The sequence below is a fragment of the Allobosea sp. AK1 genome (assembly GCF_006714945.1).
GTDB classification, from domain to species: Bacteria; Pseudomonadota; Alphaproteobacteria; order Rhizobiales; family Beijerinckiaceae; genus Allobosea; species Allobosea robiniae.
Genome location: NZ_VFMG01000002.1, coordinates 132658 through 148758 on the forward strand (window position 1 = coordinate 132658; position 16101 = coordinate 148758).

General features: G+C 62.6%; 17 protein-coding genes. 6 read left to right on the plus strand and 11 right to left on the minus strand.

Going from position 1 to position 16101, the window contains the following annotated elements; translation table 11 throughout:
- The 8 genes from maiA to FHT98_RS25820 all read right to left on the minus strand — a co-directional run bounded on the left by maiA (position 1) and on the right by FHT98_RS25820 (position 7939).
- Positions 1 to 651, minus strand: a complete 651-nt coding sequence (gene maiA / locus FHT98_RS25785; RefSeq protein ID WP_142115980.1) for a maleylacetoacetate isomerase — start codon at positions 649 to 651, stop codon at positions 1 to 3.
- Positions 648 to 1343: a fumarylacetoacetate hydrolase family protein gene (locus FHT98_RS25790; protein ID WP_142115981.1), complete on the minus strand. Its 696-nt coding sequence runs from the start codon at positions 1341 to 1343 to the stop codon at positions 648 to 650. Before FHT98_RS25790 ends, maiA begins: the two co-directional genes overlap by 4 nt.
- Positions 1344 to 1353: 10 nt before the next feature.
- Positions 1354 to 2130: a maleylpyruvate isomerase family mycothiol-dependent enzyme gene (locus FHT98_RS25795; protein ID WP_210244441.1), complete on the minus strand. Its 777-nt coding sequence runs from the start codon at positions 2128 to 2130 to the stop codon at positions 1354 to 1356.
- A gap of 12 nt (positions 2131 to 2142) precedes the next feature.
- Complete coding sequence (locus FHT98_RS25800) at positions 2143 to 3240, minus strand: cupin domain-containing protein (RefSeq protein ID WP_142115983.1); 1098 nt, start codon at positions 3238 to 3240, stop codon at positions 2143 to 2145.
- 185 nt (positions 3241 to 3425) lie between these two features.
- Positions 3426 to 4940: a sugar ABC transporter ATP-binding protein gene (locus tag FHT98_RS25805; RefSeq protein ID WP_142115984.1), complete on the minus strand. Its 1515-nt coding sequence runs from the start codon at positions 4938 to 4940 to the stop codon at positions 3426 to 3428.
- 11 nt (positions 4941 to 4951) lie between these two features.
- Complete coding sequence (locus FHT98_RS25810) at positions 4952 to 6028, minus strand: sugar ABC transporter substrate-binding protein (RefSeq protein WP_142115985.1); 1077 nt, start codon at positions 6026 to 6028, stop codon at positions 4952 to 4954.
- A 48-nt stretch (positions 6029 to 6076) separates the two neighbouring features.
- Positions 6077 to 7108 carry an ABC transporter permease gene (locus FHT98_RS25815; RefSeq protein ID WP_142115986.1) on the minus strand — a complete coding sequence of 344 codons (1032 nt, stop codon included), beginning with the start codon at positions 7106 to 7108 and terminating at the stop codon, positions 6077 to 6079.
- Positions 7109 to 7171: 63 nt separating this feature from the next.
- Complete coding sequence (locus FHT98_RS25820; protein WP_142115987.1) at positions 7172 to 7939, minus strand: SDR family NAD(P)-dependent oxidoreductase; 768 nt, start codon at positions 7937 to 7939, stop codon at positions 7172 to 7174.
- Between the two features lie 147 nt (positions 7940 to 8086).
- Here FHT98_RS25820 and FHT98_RS25825 point away from each other — a divergent pair, with 147 nt between their 5' ends.
- The 5 genes from FHT98_RS25825 to FHT98_RS25845 all read left to right on the plus strand — a co-directional run bounded on the left by FHT98_RS25825 (position 8087) and on the right by FHT98_RS25845 (position 12302).
- Complete coding sequence (locus FHT98_RS25825) at positions 8087 to 8863, plus strand: SDR family NAD(P)-dependent oxidoreductase (protein WP_142115988.1); 777 nt, start codon at positions 8087 to 8089, stop codon at positions 8861 to 8863.
- Positions 8860 to 9252 carry a putative quinol monooxygenase gene (locus tag FHT98_RS25830; protein WP_142115989.1) on the plus strand — a complete coding sequence of 131 codons (393 nt, stop codon included), beginning with the start codon at positions 8860 to 8862 and terminating at the stop codon, positions 9250 to 9252. Before FHT98_RS25825 ends, FHT98_RS25830 begins: the two co-directional genes overlap by 4 nt.
- A gap of 140 nt (positions 9253 to 9392) precedes the next feature.
- Complete coding sequence (locus FHT98_RS25835; RefSeq protein WP_142115990.1) at positions 9393 to 11192, plus strand: thiamine pyrophosphate-binding protein; 1800 nt, start codon at positions 9393 to 9395, stop codon at positions 11190 to 11192.
- A 40-nt stretch (positions 11193 to 11232) separates the two neighbouring features.
- On the plus strand, positions 11233 to 12027 hold the full coding sequence (locus FHT98_RS25840; protein WP_248309371.1) for a DODA-type extradiol aromatic ring-opening family dioxygenase: 795 nt from the start codon (positions 11233 to 11235) through the stop codon (positions 12025 to 12027).
- The gene (locus FHT98_RS25845) at positions 12024 to 12302 is read left to right on the plus strand and encodes a hypothetical protein (RefSeq protein ID WP_142115992.1); all 279 of its coding nucleotides are present in this window, start codon (positions 12024 to 12026) and stop codon (positions 12300 to 12302) included. Before FHT98_RS25840 ends, FHT98_RS25845 begins: the two co-directional genes overlap by 4 nt.
- Before the next feature lie 86 nt (positions 12303 to 12388).
- On the opposite strand, the gene FHT98_RS25850 is transcribed toward FHT98_RS25845, so the two are convergent.
- From FHT98_RS25850 to FHT98_RS25860, 3 genes are all read right to left on the minus strand, one after another.
- A complete protein-coding gene (locus tag FHT98_RS25850) occupies positions 12389 to 12673 on the minus strand; it encodes a YciI family protein (RefSeq protein WP_142115993.1) in 285 nt (94 codons plus the stop codon).
- Positions 12674 to 12694: 21 nt separating this feature from the next.
- On the minus strand, positions 12695 to 13888 hold the full coding sequence (locus FHT98_RS25855) for a 3-hydroxybenzoate 6-monooxygenase (protein ID WP_142115994.1): 1194 nt from the start codon (positions 13886 to 13888) through the stop codon (positions 12695 to 12697).
- 390 nt (positions 13889 to 14278) lie between these two features.
- Positions 14279 to 14785 (minus strand): MarR family winged helix-turn-helix transcriptional regulator, encoded by a 507-nt coding sequence (locus FHT98_RS25860; RefSeq protein ID WP_142115995.1) that lies wholly within the window; start codon positions 14783 to 14785, stop codon positions 14279 to 14281.
- Between the two features lie 524 nt (positions 14786 to 15309).
- On the opposite strand from FHT98_RS25860, the gene FHT98_RS25865 reads away from it, so the two are divergent.
- Complete coding sequence (locus FHT98_RS25865; RefSeq protein ID WP_142115996.1) at positions 15310 to 16098, plus strand: class II aldolase/adducin family protein; 789 nt, start codon at positions 15310 to 15312, stop codon at positions 16096 to 16098.
- Positions 16099 to 16101 lie beyond the last annotated feature (3 nt).

The following is a 16101-nucleotide window of genomic DNA, read 5'->3' on the forward strand; positions in this document are numbered from 1 at the left end:
TTAGGGCTCGAAGTCTGGTTGCTTCGCTGGCGCCGCATCCGAAAATGCTGGCAGCTCAGCGCATGCAGCCGCAATGGCGCGCAACCGCGGCATCGCCGATGTGTCGACGCCAAGGCGCTCTGCCGACCCCACCTGCGGCACCAGGCAAATATCCGCCAGGCCCGGCGTGTCGTCAAAACAGAACCGGCCACCGCCACCACTGCGCTCGACCAGCGCCTCACAAGCGGCCAGTCCTTCACCTAACCAGCGCCGGAGCCAAGCGGCAACAGCTTCCTCGGGTTGCCCCAGCTCATTGCGCAGATAGCCTTGGATGCGTGGATTCTGCAGCGGGTGGATTTCACACGCGATGGCCTGGGCGAAGCCTCGCACCAACGCCCTCCGCGCCGGATCGGAGGGCAACAGCGGCGGCGTTGGATGGGTTTCCTCAAGCCATTCGATGATGGCAAGCGACTGCGTCAGGATAGTTCCGTCATCCAATTGCAATGCCGGCACCAGGCCTTGCGGATTCAAGGCGCGGTAGGCGGCTTTCTTGTGCTCGCCGCCATCACGCCTCAAATGAACAAAGACGGTCTCGGGCCGCAGTTCCTTCAGATTGAAGGCTATGCGGCAGCGCCACGCGGCCGAGGAGCGGAAATAGCCATGGAAGATCATTCTGCCGGCCCCACGGTCAGCTCGACGTCCGGCAGACCATCTATGCCGCCGCGAAGCTGGTCGCCAGACACGACCGCGCCGACACCCGCCGGCGTACCTGTGTAGATCAGGTCGCCCGGCGCCAGATGGTAATACCTCGACAGATGTTGGACCAATTCCACCGGTGACCAAACCAAGTCGCTGAGATGAGCATCCTGCTTCACCTTGCCATTGACGGTCAGCCAAATGCGCTGGGGGCCGATCAGCCCGACCTCGGCCGCTGGCGCGAGGCGAGCTATGACGGCTGACTCCTCGAAGTTCTTGCCGAGATCCCAAGGGCGCTGCTTGGCTCGCGCCGCCAGCTGCAAATCGCGCCGGGTCATGTCGAGCCCGCAACTATAGCCCCAGATCGCGGCTTGCGCCTGTTCCGCCGTCGCTCGAAAAACGGGCGAGCCGATCGCTATGACCAACTCCATCTCGTAGTGATAGTTCTCCGTACCCGGCGGATAGGGCGTCGTTGCGCCCGAGGGTACAAGGCACTGCGCATCCTTGATGAAATAGAATGGCGCCTCACGATCAACTTCAACACCCATTTCGGCAGCATGATCGGCGTAGTTGCGGCCCACGCAGAAAATGCGGTGCACCGGATAGTCCAATTGGTCGCCCGCCGACGCGACAGGGTATTCGGGCGATACAAACAGGCGCTTTGCCATCTAATTTTTCCTAAAACTCATTGCGCGTGGGGTTCGGCGCGGCCATCGGCGGAAGTGGTTGATCGTGAAGCAGGCGACGCGCACCACGCCCCGTCACCCAGCGGGCAAGATCTGCGGCACGGCCGGAGATCGTAATTTTGCCATCGCCCAATTTCAGCGGAGCCGTCCGATCCGTCGGCCATAGGACGAAGGGAGCACCGTTCCGCCCCGCCGGGGTTTCCTCCAGCAAGCGATCGACGAAAGCGGCCGGCATATCTAAAAACGAGCCGCCAGCATCCAGATCGACTGCGCGCAGCCAAATCTCGCGGGCCCTGATCCAACCGGTATCGCGCGCAGTGATGAGCCGGCCGTCCGGCAAAGCCAACTCCGCATCCCAGGCCGGCCCGGAAAGATCGCGCCATTCGACATCGAGATGCACCGCGGCGTGGCGAAACAGCCCACGCAGGGCCCTGGTCGGAAGCGTCGAACCGTTCTCGACTTCATCGAGCCGCGCCCGCTCCGACGGGTACATCGCCTGCGGCGTGCCGCTCGCCGCCCATTCCGTGAGCCGGGTCAGCGCGCGCGCCTGGTAGCCGACTTGTGCGACGATATGACTTCGGCGCCAGCCCGGAACGAGGCTGGGCTTACGAAGATCCGTATCCGCAAGGTTGTTCAGCAGGCGGGCAAAATAGGCTGTTCCCAGCCGAGCCCAGCCCAGTGTCTCGGCGGGAGCTTCGGGAGCCTCATACCGAGCACCGTCCCCTTGTCTCTCGCGCAGCGCCGCGCGTGCCTGTTCGAGCGAAACCACGATGGCGCTCCTTCAGCGCTCGCCGCCGTCGACATGGGTGCGGGCGAAATGCAGCCGCTCCATGATTGGCGCATCGGAGAAGCGGAACAGGTCAAACTGCGATTCTGCCGAGAGCGACCAATGGCACCATGACGGCACCACAAAGATGTCGCCCTTTTCAAGCCGGCGCTCGGCGCCGCCAAGAGTCACCAGACCCCTGCCCTCGAACACCTGGAAGATCGAAGAGCCGACCTCACGCCGGCCTCTAGTCACCGTTCCCTCGCGAAGCCGGTGGAATTCGGCCCGGATGGTCGGCATCACATCGCCGCCGGTGGTTGGATTGATATAGCGGATAGCCGCATGCCCCTGCTCGACGGTGGCGGGCTGGCCCTCTTCCTCGAGGAGAAGCTGCTCGGTGAGAGCTTGGTCCGTGAACTCCCAGCGATAGGCGCCGATCGGCGAGGAGACCGTGTCCTGCAGACCGGAGAGGGGCCGCAGGCCCGAATGGCACCAGAGCCTTTCGCCCCGCGAATAGTTCGGCGTGGCATAGTCGGTCACACGTTCCGAACCGAATTCAAAGAAACCCACATCCATCTGCTGCGCGAAGGGGATATCCAGGCCGTCGATCCAGGCCATAGGCTGATCCGTGGCATTTTGGTGGCCATGGAAATGCCAGCCCGGTGTGAGCAGGAAATCACCGCGGCTCATCCTGACGGGATCGCCATTGACGACGGTCCAGACTCCCTCGCCCTCCACCACGAAGCGGAAGGCGTTCTGGGAATGGCGATGTTCGGGCGCTGTCTCGTTCGGACCGAGATACTGAATCGCAGCCCAGAGGGTAGGGCTGATATATGCGTGCCCGCCCAGTCCGGGATTTGCCAGGCCGATGGCGCGCCGCTCGCCGCCGCGACCGACTGGCACGAGGTCACCTGAACGCTTCGCCAGGGGATAGAGATCCGACCATTTCCAGACGTGCGGTACCGCCTTCGGCGCCGGCGTGAACGGCATGAGATCGTTGGTCTGCGTCCAGAGCGGCATCAGGTGATGACGCTCGAAATCGGCATAGAGCTGCGCGAGCTGTGCTGCCTCATCCGCGCTCGGCGGGGCAGCCGTTGTCATGACAGCCGACATCTTATCCTCCCATATCGTTTTGCGGTTCCGATACCTCGGTCACCACCGGTCCAACGACCGGCTCCACCGGTTCATCCAAGAAGCCAGTTGTAAGCATACAGATCCTCAGTACGCTGTCAATATAATGCTCACTTCCGCCGCAGTGAAGCTGAGGCCAAGCGCGCCGCGCCAAGGCCCCTTCGACGTCATGCGGCGCCCCGTACTCCCGCATTCATCGCAGCTGTAAGATCGTGTTCGTTGAACTCCGACGCAGCCAGTTCCTTGCTGAGCCGGCCGGCCACAAAAACAAAGATGCGATCGCAGGCAGTGATCAGCTCTCTGGGGTCCGTTGAGTACATCAGGACCACTCGCCCCTGCCCCGCGAGCTGCCCGATGATATCGTGCATGTCCCTTTTGGCTCCGATGTCCACGCCGCGCGTGGGATCGTCGAGCAGCACCAGGGAGGGGTCGGCCTCCATCCACTTTGCGAAGACGATCTTCTGCTGATTCCCACCCGACAACTGCCCGATAGGTTGGGCGATGGATGACATCTTGACCCCGAGTGTCCGGCACCGTTCGAGCACAGCAGCATCGATTCTCCGGTTGCGGAGAACAAAGCCGTCGCGGCCCTGTGCGAGCGCACGCACCCCGCTGACATTGTCGGCCACGCAGCGCGAGATCATCAATCCGTAGCGCGCGCGATCGGATGGAATAAAGGCGACGCCTTGCCGGACAGCATCCGGAATGGAATTCGGTGCGCCGCCGCCGGAGGGTAGCCCGATCCGGCCCGCCTTCGGTTGCAATCGGCCGAACAGCAGGCCGAAGAGCTCTTCCACACCGGCCCCGGCGAGGCCAGCCACGCCAATGACCTGACCGGCCGGAACGGACCACGCATCGATAGCGAGTTGCCCGGGGCCCCGCAGCCCGCTCAACGTAAGCGTCTTCGGAGCAGCCGACGCAAGCGAGGTGGCCTGCGCGCGCCCCGTCTCGACGCCGGCTTTCGCGCCGAGCATTGCCGCAACGACATCCGGAACACCGCAGCTTTTCGGGTTGAGATGTTCCGCGACACGGGCGCCGTCTCGCAATATGACCGCGTCGTCGCAGATCGAGAGCAGGTCCTCGAGGAAATGAGACACATAGACGATGGCGACACCGCGATCGCGCAGCTGGCCGATCAGCCGGTGAAGCCTGTCCTTCTCGGACTGCCGCAGAGCAGAGGTGGGTTCGTCCAGAATAAGGATGCGCGGTTTCTGCAGCAGCGCCCGTCCGATCTCGACCAATTGGCGATCCGACAGGCTCAGATTGTGTACGCGGGCGGACAGCGGGATATGCAACCCGAGTTCATCGAGCGCAGCCTGCGCAGCTTCCGCAGCGCCGCGCCCGCCCATCAATGCTCGCCCACCTGCCGACGCGGTCAGGGTCAGGTTTTCGAACACGGTCAGCGCAGGAAAGAGGTTCAGCTCCTGCGAGACGAGCGCGATGCCATGGCGGCAAGCGTCCTCCATCGAACCGAACCTGACCTCACGGCCGTCGAGGACGAGCCGTCCCTCATCGGGCGCCAGCGCACCTGCGAGAATCCTCAGCAAGGTCGACTTCCCAGCCCCGTTGGCGCCAACGAGGCCGGTTACCCGTCCGGCCTCGATGTCGAAGTCGACGCCTTTCAGGGCGATGTTCGCCCCGAACCGCTTTACGAGCTTGTGCCCGGAGAGAATGGCGACCACGGACGCCCCCGTCAGCGATGCGAGGCAGCAAGCGGGGGCAACTGCGCCGGAATCCCTGCTATGAGCTTGTCAATTTCCGGCTTGAAATACGTCAGCATGCCCGCAGCCGAGGTTTCGGCCTGCGAGAAGGCGTCGATATTGCTCGAATTGATCACCTGCGTCGGCGTGCGCACCCAACCATTGGGAATGGGCCGGTCATTGAGCAGCGCGTTCGCAACCAAGTAGACGGATGTGTAGCCGCTGATGAAGTGCGACGGAGGAACGGCGCTCGATACAACGCCCTGTTTCACCCCTGCTAGTACCTCGTCGGGCGTGTCCCAGACGACAAGCGCAAAGCCACGCTTGTCGTCTTCCTTAAGCTTGGTGAGGTTGATCATACCTGGCTCACAGGCATCGTAGAATGCAAGCCCATCCGGGTTGGCCTGGATGGCCTGATCCCAGGCAGCGTAGTTCCGTCCGCGCTCGTTGCCTGTATCGATGGTATTGGCGATTCTTACGCCCGGCAGCCGCTGGTTCAGCGCCTCTTTCGCACCAGCTAAACGATCCTCGAGATTCGTCAGGCCGGGGATGCAGATGCCCGGCACCACAGTGCCGGAAGGATTGGGGCCCTTTGCCGCGATAATTTTGTCGGCAAGCAGAGCGCCGGCGGTTTTGCCCATCTCGTACTCGTTATTGCCAACGAACAGGCCGTCCTTGATGTCGCGCGTCGGAGGCACGACGATCCATGTAACCTTGATGCCGTCCTTTTGGGCTTGGAGCGCCGGCTCTACGAAAAGCGAAGCCGGAATGGGCCCCACGATGATGGCGTCCGGTTTGGATAGAGCCTCGTTTTGGAAGATCGAGACCTCCTGGCTGGGATCGATCTGTGCCGGGCCGGTGACTTTCAGCTTCACGGCGCCGCCAAACGTCGCAGCAGCCGCCTCCGCGCCAAAACGCAGACGATCACCGAACTGCGTGCCAGTGGCGGGCAGCACAATGGAAATGCGAATGGTTTTCTTCGCTTGGGCGAGAGCGGGCGTAGCGTCAGCCAGCATGCTCAGCGACAGAACAGCGAAGGCTACCTGTTTCATGAATACAGCGCGTTGCATTTGGAATTCCTCCCTCTTTATATTTTCTGTGGTGATCGAAAGGCCAAATTACTTGCCGGCCGCCGTCCTGGCTCGGCGACGTTTGATGAAGCGATCTAGGGCGATGGCCGCGAGGATGAAGACGCCGGTGACGAATTGGGCCCAGTTGGCACTGATGCCGTAGAAAACGAGGCCGCTCCCGATGATCGAAATGAGCAGCACGCCGATAAAGGCCCCAATGAGACTGCCAGAGCCGCCGGCAAGCGATGTTCCACCGATGACCACCGCGGCGACCACCTGGAGCTCCATACCGACACCGAGCGTGGGATCTGCGGCCTTGAAGAAGGCCAGCGTAAGCACTCCGGATACTCCGCACAGCAGCCCAACCAAGGCGGCGGTCGCGACGCGGTAAAAGGAGACGCGGAGGCCGATAAACTCCGCTGCCGCCGGATTGGAGCCGATCGCCCGAACGATGGCGCCGAAACGCGTACGGAAGAACACGAAGTGCAGAATGATGCCGACGCCGATGAGCACCCAAACGGAGGTTGGCACGCCGAGAAGATCACCGCCGAAGATTTCGAAGAATGGATGCGAGCGCGGCATGCCGGTGATCGGGCGTGCGTTCGACAATATCAATCCCAGCCCACGAAAGACGGATAAGGTGCCGAGGGAAATGATTATCAGAGGCACCGCGAGCAGATTGGCCAAGAGGCCATCGAGGGCGCCGAGCGCGACTGCCGCGAGGATCGCCACCAGGACGCTCACCCAGGGATCAACCCCGGCTTGGATCAGCAGCGCGCCAGTAATGGCGCTGAGGCCGTAAATGCCTCCCACCGCAAGGTCGATCTCGACCATGGCGATCAGATATACCGTCCCGAAGGCGATAATCCCTATGAAGGCCGACTGCCGAAGGATGGTTACGAGTGACCGAGTGCTGAAGAATTCAGGATTTGGGATCCCGATTACGAGCGCCAGCGCGACCAGCACGACAACCAGACCCAGTTCCTCGAAGCCGGTGATCTTCGCGAACCATCGCCCGGCCAAGGACGCCCCCCTTTCCCGGTTCTGCCCGATCAGATTGACGGCAGGTTCAAGGCTCATCACGTTCTCCGCTGCACGCGAATGAGCCGGCCCGAGCGCGGCTCACAATCCGCTGTCGAAAGTTCAGACGCGGACCAGCCCGCCGTCCACGTAGATCGTCTGGCCCGTGATGAAGGCGGCATCGTCGCTTGCCAGGAACGACAGGGTCCCCACCAGATCGGCCGGCACTTCGCTCCGCTTGATCGCCTGCATGGTGGCGACGAAAGCAAATTCGTCGGCGCCGCCCAGGCCGCCAGGCGCGTCGCTGCCGCGGTTCATGGTGCCGGGCGTGCGAGTGAGGCTTGGCGCGATCGCGTTGACCGTAATCCCATCGGGCGCCAGCTCGCTGGCGAGAGCGCGGGTCAATCCGACCACGCCGCCCTTGCTGGCCATGTAATGGGCGAAACCGGAGATGACGAGTCCGAGAGTATTCGACGCGATATTAATGATGCGGCCATGTTTGCGGGAACGCATGCCGGGCGCGAAAGCCTGCGTCGTCAGAAAGACTGCGTCGAGGTTCACGGAAAGGACTTTCCGCCAATCAGCGAAGCTGATCGCCTCAAAGTTTTGGACTGGATAGATTCCAGCGTTGTTGACGAGGACATCGCAACGCCCGAATTCGGCATCAACGGCGGCACCGAGATCAGCGACGCTTTCGGGCGAGGATACGTCCACTGCTACCGCGATCGCCCGCCGTCCAAGCGCGACGACACGCGTGACCGTCTCGCTCCCTGCCTTCAGATCGGCCACGACGATATCCGCGCCGTCTTCCGCCAAACGGATCGCGTAGGCTTGACCGATGCCCGACGCCGCCCCCGTCACGACGGCCACCTTGCCTTGGTGACTGCCCATGGCTCCCTCCCAGAAAACGCTGGTCGTTGATCGCCAGCATAATTGACAGCATTGATATTATCAGCATACATCTTATGTCAAGCGCCATCGGAGAATGGCGCAAAACTCGGGCGCCCAGCCGCCCGGAACGAGCCCTGGGAGGTCTCAATGCAAGCCGGACTCAAGGACAAAGTCGTGGTCATCACCGGCGCCAATTCCGGCATCGGCCTGGCCTGTGCGAAGGCCTTCGCGGCGGAAGGCGCCCATGTCGTCGGAGGGGATCGCTCGGTCTCAGCTCTCTCAGACGCGAGTGGCATTTTGCCTGTGGAACTCGACCTGCTTGCATCGACAGGACCGCAGGAACTCATTGATCGCGCGACAAAGGAATTCGGAACGGTCGACGTCCTGGTCAACAATCTCGGGGGCGCCCAGCATCGGGAGTCGTTTCTCGACGTCGACGACGCTGCCTGGCAGGCGATGCTGGATCTCAACTTCATCAGCGGCGTCCGCGCCAGCCGCGCCGCGCTGCCTATAATGGTCAAGCAGGGCCGCGGCGCCATCATCAGCATCGCCTCGGATGCCGGCCGTCAGCCCGATCCGTTCTATGTCGATTACTGCGTCGCCAAAGCTGCCGTCATCAGCCTGGTGAAGAGCCTTTCGATTGAGTTCGGGCCAAAGGGAATCCGCGCCAACGCGGTTGCGCCTGGACCGACGCTAACGCCTGGCCTGATCGAGTTCTTCGACACCTCCGTGGCTCCGCAGTGGGGCATGACGACCGACGGGGCGATTGATCACTTCGCCAAAAACGTCCGCAAACTGCCGCTCGGAAAACTCGGCGAGCCGGAAGATGTCGCTGCTTTGGTCGTGTTCCTCGGCTCCGATCTGGCGAAACAGATTACGGGCTCGACCTTCGGGGTGGATGGCGGCGTCATGCATGTGATGTGAGCATCGGCGTCCGAGCGAGCCCATCGCACTCTCTTCCCCATCAACATTCGAGCTTCGAGAAAGGGTCTGCAATGCCGGCTTCTTTGGCGGAACGCCGCTACGTCGTCCTTGTCCTGTTCACTGTCGATCCGGATCAGGCCGAAGAGTTCAACGAGCTTATGACGAGGTCGGTCGACCTGGTGCGCTCGGGGCCGGGCAATCACTGCTACGACTTCAATCGCGATCCGGCGGACCCCAACCGGTTCATGCTCTACGAGATCTTCGACGACGAAGCGGCCTGGGAGGTTCACCATGCCCGACCTGAAATCGCGGAACTGCTCAGGCTGATCAAACCGATGCAGATCGGGAAGCCGCAAAGGAGCGTTTGGAGCGCCCCGGCAGCGCTTTGACACGCCAAAAATCATCCGCATACTGATTAAATCGGCGAGACGCCTTTCCGTAGGCGCTTGCGGGCAGAACTGCATCGGTCCTGGCAGTACCGCAACGCCATCTCGTCCATTCATCGTCGCAAGTTTTGCAGGAGTGCATCATGCCAATAGACGAGAGCGCGAGCGCGCTGGAGCGGCCGGTGGGCATATCGCAAACGCCGCCGGCGTTTGGCAGCGACGTCATAGCCTCTGTATTGCGAGACCTCGACATCCCGTTCGTGGCGCTCAATCCGGGAGCGAGCTTTCGCGGCCTGCACGACAGCCTCGTCAACTTCCTCGGAAACGAACGACCGCAGATGCTACTTTGTCTGCACGAGGAACATGCGGTGGCTATCGCACACGGCTGGGCGAAGATCACCGGCCGCCCGATGGCCGCGATCGTGCACAGCAATGTCGGGCTCATGCATGGTAGCATGGCGATCTTCAACGCGTGGTGTGACCGCGCGCCCATGCTCGTGCTGGGAGCAACCGGCCCCGTCGACGCCGCCAAACGCCGCCCCTGGATCGATTGGATCCACACGGCCCGCGACCAGGGCGCTCTTGTCCGCCACTTCGTGAAGTGGGACGACCAGCCGGGCTCTGTCGAAGCGGCAGTGGAATCGCTGCTGCGCGCGCACCTGCTCGCTACCACAGCTCCCTTCGGGCCGACCTATCTCTGCTTCGACGCGGAAATCCAGGAAGCGCCGCTTGAGAAGGTGGTGCCGCCGCCGTCGATCCACCGTTTTGTCGCACCGCGCCCGGGAGAGCCGAACCGAGAGGATCTGGCCGCTGCTGCCAAGGCGCTCGGTGCGGCGCGGCGCCCCCTGATCCTTGCGGGACGGGTGTCGCGTTCCGAAAGTGGCTGGCAGACGCGGATCGAGCTAGCGGAACACCTCGGGGCGCTGGTGCTCACGGACCTGAAGATCCCGGCGAGCTTCCCGACAACCCATCCGCTGCACGGCGCGCCAGCTGGCATGTTCCCGACGCCGGCGGGTCAGGCACTCATCCGCGAAGCGGACGTCATTCTAAGCCTCGACTGGGTGGATCTGGCCGGCACACTGAGGGCTGCCTTCGACTGCAACGCCGCCCAACCCCTCGTCATTCAGGCGTCTGTCGATCAACTGGTCCACAACGGCTGGAGCATGGACCACCAGGGTCTGCCGCCGGCGGACATCACGCTGCTGACCGAACCCGACGTCGCAGCGACTGCCCTTTTGCAGGCCCTCTCCTCGTCACCCAGCGGCGCTGCGACCTGGCCCGACCGGAGCCCCGTCTCGCTGCCGGACCTGCCTTCGCCGGCGACAGCCTCGTCGATCAATGTCCCGCTCCTGGCGACGACGCTCCGCTCGGCGCTCGACGGAGCGGAGACAAGCCTTATCCGCACGCCCCTGTCCTGGGCCGGGCATCTGTGGCCGCTCAATCACCCGCTCGACCTCCTCGGCTATGACGGCGGCGGTGGCATCGGCTCCGGCCTAGGCATGGCGATCGGCGGCGCGCTTGCCTTGCGCGGTACCGATCGGCTTCCCGTCGCGGTGATCGGCGACGGCGATTTCATGATGGGTGCGAGCGCGCTCTGGACCGCGGTCCACTATCGGATCCCGCTGCTCGTCGTGGTGGCCAACAATCAGTCCTTCTTCAACGACGAGGTTCACCAGGAGCGCGTCGCTCGCATGCGGCACCGCCCCGTCGAGAACCGCTGGATTGGGCAGCGCATGATCGACCCTGCAATCGACCTCGCTGGTGTTGCACGCGCCCAGGGCGCCACAGCGTTCGGACCGGTAGAGAAGCCAATGGATCTTGAGCCCACATTCCGTGAGGCGATCGCGGCCGTCCGGCGAGGCGAGGTAGCTGTCGTCGATGTGCGCGTGGACACCGGCTACGACCCGTCGATGACCAGCGCACTGACACGCGCCACCAAATAGGCGGGAGGAAAACTTGGCTAGTATCACTGCCGGAATCGGCTTGCCGCATGTCCCCTTCCTGCCAGCGCTCGTCCTGCGGGAGGGACCGACCTCGGAGACTGGACAACTATTCGCGCAGGTCCGAGAGGCCATGGCTGCGGTCCCCATTGATGTGATCGTCGAATTCTCGACCGATCACCTCAACACCTTCTTCTTCGACAACCTGCCGATTTTCGGTATTGGCGTCGCGGACCGATTTGCCGGTCCCAACGACGAGGTCGAAGCGGTGCCGGTGAGCGAGGTCCGGTCGGATCGCGCTCTGGCCGAGCATCTTCGAAAGGCAGCGATCTCCGACGGCTTCGACACGGCTCTCGTGCAGGAGTTTTCGGTCGATCACTCCTTTTCGGTGCCGCTCCATTTCACTACGCCTGATTTGACGATTCCGGTCATTCCCGTCTTCGTCAACGGCCACATCGCACCGCTGCCCTCGGCTCGCCGCTGCTACGCGCTTGGCCAGACGCTCGGGCGTGCGGTGAGGAGCTATGGCCGCGAGCTCAATGTCGCCTTCATGGGAAGTGGTAGCTTTTCGCTGGAGGTGCTGGGTCCACTCATGTTCGAGAACCGGCCATACGGCATACCGGACCCGGCTTGGGCAGAGCGGATCAGGGCGCTCCTGGCCACAGGCGACATCGAGCAAATGCTGCAGGAATGCACGCCCGAACAGATTCACAAAGCTGGCAATGTTGGCGGCGAGCTGTTCAACTGGCTCGCCATGCTCGGCGCGATCGGCGAGCTTCGCCCGCATTTCGTCCATTTGGAAACGCGCTTCGGCCACGCCTATGGAGTTTGGCGATGAGCATCTATGCCGTGAACCATGCCTGCCGCGAGCTGCTGCGCGATCCTGCCTTTCGCGAAGCCATGCGTGACGACCCGTGGGCGGCGCTCAACCCACTAGACCTGAGCGACGACGAGCGTCGCGCAATGGCCGAGGGCGACGTTGCCTGGCTCTATCGGGCCGGTGCACATGATTTCCTGCTCGGCTACCTCATGAGGTTCGGCATCGGCGGCCTTACGCTGCCAATCTACAACCAGCGCATGAGGTCGCTGGCCCCGCACCAGAACATCCCCTAGGGCAAGTCCAGAGCGTTTGGACTCGACGACGAAAGGCGCTGGCACGACTGCGTGCCAGCGCCTATTGGCCTTGGCGGATACCGGAACTACCGACGATCGACCCGCTTCAGGAAGGCATGGATGCGCATCTCGCCCCAGACACCTTCCGTCCAGAGCGGATCGGCCTTGTGAAACGCTTCGAGCTCGCTCTGGCTTTCGGCTTCAACGATAAAAAGGCTGCCGATCGGCGTCTCTCCATCGTCCGCCACGAGTGGGCCGGCGACGACGATATTGACCGGCGCGCTGCCCAAATGTTCGCGATGGGCCGCATGATTGGCTTGCCGGATTGACGAGGTATCCGACTTGTCGAGACAATGCGTGACGTAGAGCATGGTGATCTCCGGAGCTTCGCCTCAGGCGGCAAGGTTTTCTGAGTAGCCGCCGTAGAGCCACTGCAGATCGTCGTAGAAGTCCGCGGGGCTTTTGGCCCGCAGGATTGAATTGCGCAGCTCGGCATGGGCGCCGGCGGGGTGGTAGATGTGCTGCCCGATCTCGCGTGACTGCAATTGCACCCGAGTGGTGCGGAGCACCCGCTTTTCGTTATAGGCAAGGAGAGCTCGCGGCAGATCACCCTGATAGGCTTCGGCGCAGTCCGCCAGACAGACGGCATCCTCCATCGCCATGCAGGCGCCCTGCGCGAAATACTGCAGCATGGGGTGGGCGGCATCGCCCAGCAACGCCACGCGGTCGTCCACCCAGCGCTGGATCGGGTCTCGATCGCAGAGCACCCACAATTTCCAGTTCGTGCCGTGTTCGATAATCGAGCGCGCTACCGGGCAGACATGCTGGAAACCCTTGAGGACTTCATCACGATCCACAGGCAGGCCGGCCACCGGCTCTGGCGCATCGTTGTGATAGGTGACGACAAGGTTGAAGGTCTTCCAGCCGGACAGGGGATAGTGGACGATGTGGCACTTGGGGCCGGCCCACAGTGTCGCAGCGTTCCAACGCAGCTGTTCCGGCATCTGATCGACCGGAATCACGGATCGATAGGTTGTGTGCCCCGACACCCTGGGCGCACCGTCGCCGACGAGCTGGCTGCGGATGTTCGACCAGAGACCGTCAGCGCCGATCAAGGCCTGGCCGCGCACATGCTCGCCCGTCTGCAGGCGGACCTGCACCGAGCTGCCATCCTGGTGATATTCAATGACTTCGGCGGACGTCCGCAAATCCACATTCGATCGCGCCAGGCAGGCATCGAGCAGCACGCGATGTAGCTCGCCCCGGTGAACCACGGCGTATGGGTTACCGAAGCGAGTCCGGAACGGCTGGTCGAGCGGAATATTCGCGATCTCTTCCCCGCTCAACGCATCCATGAGCCGAAGCTGATCGATGAAGACCGCCATGCCACGCGCGGCGTCGCCGATCCCCAGCCGGTCGAAGGCATGGAAGGCATTGGGGCCGAGCTGTATGCCAGCGCCGATCTCGCCGAGGGCCGGCGCGCGTTCCAGCACGACGACCCGAAATCCCTTGTCAGACAAGGCGAGCGCCGCTGCGAGACCGCCAATGCCGGCTCCGGCGATCACGACCGGTTGCGATGTCGTCATGGGAGTCCTCCTGAGAGCTTCCGGAAGCTCCGTCTTGTTTTGCTTCTGATCTCGCCCCGGCGAACGCGACCTTCCTGACCCGGTCACACGCGCCGCACGGCCGCTGGCCTTACGTGATGCGACCCACTCAACCGCGACGTCCAACGACCATTTGGTCGAGCGCCATTCGGAGACAGACATCCCGCTGCGCCGCCTAAACCCCGCACCAAGCGTGTCCGGCCGTCAGCCCAGCGACGACATAGGTCACTTTAAATCAGCATACTGATAATATGCGTTATGTCAAGGCGACCAAGTGCAATGATATCGCCGCCGCACGGGGCTTCTCAGTCCCGCCGAGACACATATTCAGATTATGCCGACCGTTTTGACGGTGCTTACGACAGCACGAGCCTAGCGCTTCTTCACAGGCCGCATCGGGACGCGTGTACGCTCGTTCTTCGCCCGGACCAACTTGCTTAGGAGCAGCATGAAAATCGAACGTTCTTCAGCACCTAGCGGCTGAAGGATCTCATCCTGAATCTTTGCCACAGTGGAGCTGATCGCCTTCAGCAGCTCCTCCCCCTCTGGCATCAGATAGAGGGTTCTGACCCGTCGATCCTCCGGCGATGCCGCCCTCCGGAGCAGACCCTTGGCCTCGAGGCGGTCGATCACGCCGCCGATTGTCGTCCGGTCGTAGGCGATGAGTCCTGCGAGCGTGATCTGGTCGAGCCCAGGGTGTTCGCCGACACCGAACAGCGCTGCATACTGGACAGGCGTGAGATCGAAGCCGGCCTCCAGCGTCTCCTCGATGAACAGCGACACAGATGCCTGCTGCAGGCGTCGAATGAGATGGCCGGGCAGGCCGTACAACGCGAAAGTCTCGTCGGCCTCAGGGTTCAAGTCGTTCTTCTCGCCCATGATGGACGCCGTTTCCTTCGTGCGATTTGGCGAATTTAGGGACAAATCATGTCGCATTGCACATGAATTATCGCGAACGAACCGTCATTGACAGCTGAAAGATAATCTGCATGCTGACGATCGATGCACCCATCAAGGGCGTCAGATCATGCCCGACGATGGCGCTGTCGGCCGAAAGTGCCCGGAGGAGCCAGCAACCTATGAGCCATCTCCGGACGCGCGAAAGGCCCCTGCCCGGCGGCCAGCGGAACTTGTCCCGGCAGACTGCCAATCATTGGAGCATCGCACGCAATCTAACGGCAGCCCGTCCCAAGGCAGGGCAGCTCCGAACGAGAGGACCGCTGGGCCAGGTCGGGTAGCGTAGGACGCCTAATAGCGGCTGCGCCCAGCTTGGGGACCGCCCCCTGTTCGACTGAATTTCACGCGCCACGGGCCGCTTCCAATCGAGTGCCCGGACGCGGCGATGAACTTTACCAGCGAAACCGGAACGACCGTTTCGGAACGAAAATCAAGGAGGAAAGAAGATGTGCAATACGCTTTCGTCAGAACAGGTCTCGCAGAACGCGACTGACCGGGGCGAGCCGGCTTCCCCCGCCGACCCGAGCCTCGTGGCCGATCTGGTCACCGCAAATCATATCCTTTTCGACCAAGGCGTCGTGGACGCATTCGGACACGCGAGCGTGCGGCACGACAAGGATCCGGAGCGGTTCCTGCTGGCGCGCAATATGGCGCCTGGGCAGGTCACGGCCGAAGACATCGTGGAGTTTCATCTCGATGGCACACCGGTCAATGCGGCCGGCCGTCGGATCTACTTGGAACGTTTCATTCATGGTGAGATCTACCGGGCACGTCCCGATATCATGGCCGTTGTACACAGCCACTCGCACAGCATCGTTCCCCTGAGCGTCGTCAAGGGACGGCCCTTGCGGGCGATATTCCACATGGCCGGTTTCATCGGAGAGGGGGCTCCCGTCTTCGAAATTCGCGATGTCGCCGGAACGGGAACCGACTTGCTGATCCGCAACAACGAACTCGGCGCTGCGCTCGCGAAGCATTTCGACAGTCATTCCATCGTGCTGATGCGTGGTCACGGCTCAACACTGGTCGCCCAGTCGTTGAAGCAGGCGGTCTACCGCTCCGTCTACGCTGAGCTGAACGCGCGCTACCAGATGGACGCCATGCGCCTCGGCGAGGTCACCTACCTGACAGCCGAGGAAGCCGACGCCAGCGTCCGTAATGTCGAGCCACAGATGCAGCGCCCGTGGGCGCTTTGGAAAGAAGCCGCCGAGGCGCGTCGCGCCAGCCGTTCCTGAAAT

What these genes read in the sequence shown, in the direction of transcription:
- FHT98_RS25800 (WP_142115983.1), bottom strand. Translation starts at nt 3,240, where the DNA reads ATGTCGGCTGTCATGACAACGGCTGCCCCGCCGAGCGCGGATGAGGCA.
- FHT98_RS25860 (WP_142115995.1), bottom strand. Translation starts at nt 14,785, where the DNA reads ATGGGCGAGAAGAACGACTTGAACCCTGAGGCCGACGAGACTTTCGCG.
- FHT98_RS25865 (WP_142115996.1), top strand. Translation starts at nt 15,310, where the DNA reads ATGTGCAATACGCTTTCGTCAGAACAGGTCTCGCAGAACGCGACTGAC.
- FHT98_RS25850 (WP_142115993.1), bottom strand. Translation starts at nt 12,673, where the DNA reads ATGCTCTACGTCACGCATTGTCTCGACAAGTCGGATACCTCGTCAATC.
- FHT98_RS25845 (WP_142115992.1), top strand. Translation starts at nt 12,024, where the DNA reads ATGAGCATCTATGCCGTGAACCATGCCTGCCGCGAGCTGCTGCGCGAT.
- FHT98_RS25835 (WP_142115990.1), top strand. Translation starts at nt 9,393, where the DNA reads ATGCCAATAGACGAGAGCGCGAGCGCGCTGGAGCGGCCGGTGGGCATA.
- FHT98_RS25825 (WP_142115988.1), top strand. Translation starts at nt 8,087, where the DNA reads ATGCAAGCCGGACTCAAGGACAAAGTCGTGGTCATCACCGGCGCCAAT.
- FHT98_RS25855 (WP_142115994.1), bottom strand. Translation starts at nt 13,888, where the DNA reads ATGACGACATCGCAACCGGTCGTGATCGCCGGAGCCGGCATTGGCGGT.
- FHT98_RS25790 (WP_142115981.1), bottom strand. Translation starts at nt 1,343, where the DNA reads ATGGCAAAGCGCCTGTTTGTATCGCCCGAATACCCTGTCGCGTCGGCG.
- FHT98_RS25810 (WP_142115985.1), bottom strand. Translation starts at nt 6,028, where the DNA reads ATGCAACGCGCTGTATTCATGAAACAGGTAGCCTTCGCTGTTCTGTCG.
- FHT98_RS25815 (WP_142115986.1), bottom strand. Translation starts at nt 7,108, where the DNA reads ATGAGCCTTGAACCTGCCGTCAATCTGATCGGGCAGAACCGGGAAAGG.
- maiA (WP_142115980.1), bottom strand. Translation starts at nt 651, where the DNA reads ATGATCTTCCATGGCTATTTCCGCTCCTCGGCCGCGTGGCGCTGCCGC.
- FHT98_RS25820 (WP_142115987.1), bottom strand. Translation starts at nt 7,939, where the DNA reads ATGGGCAGTCACCAAGGCAAGGTGGCCGTCGTGACGGGGGCGGCGTCG.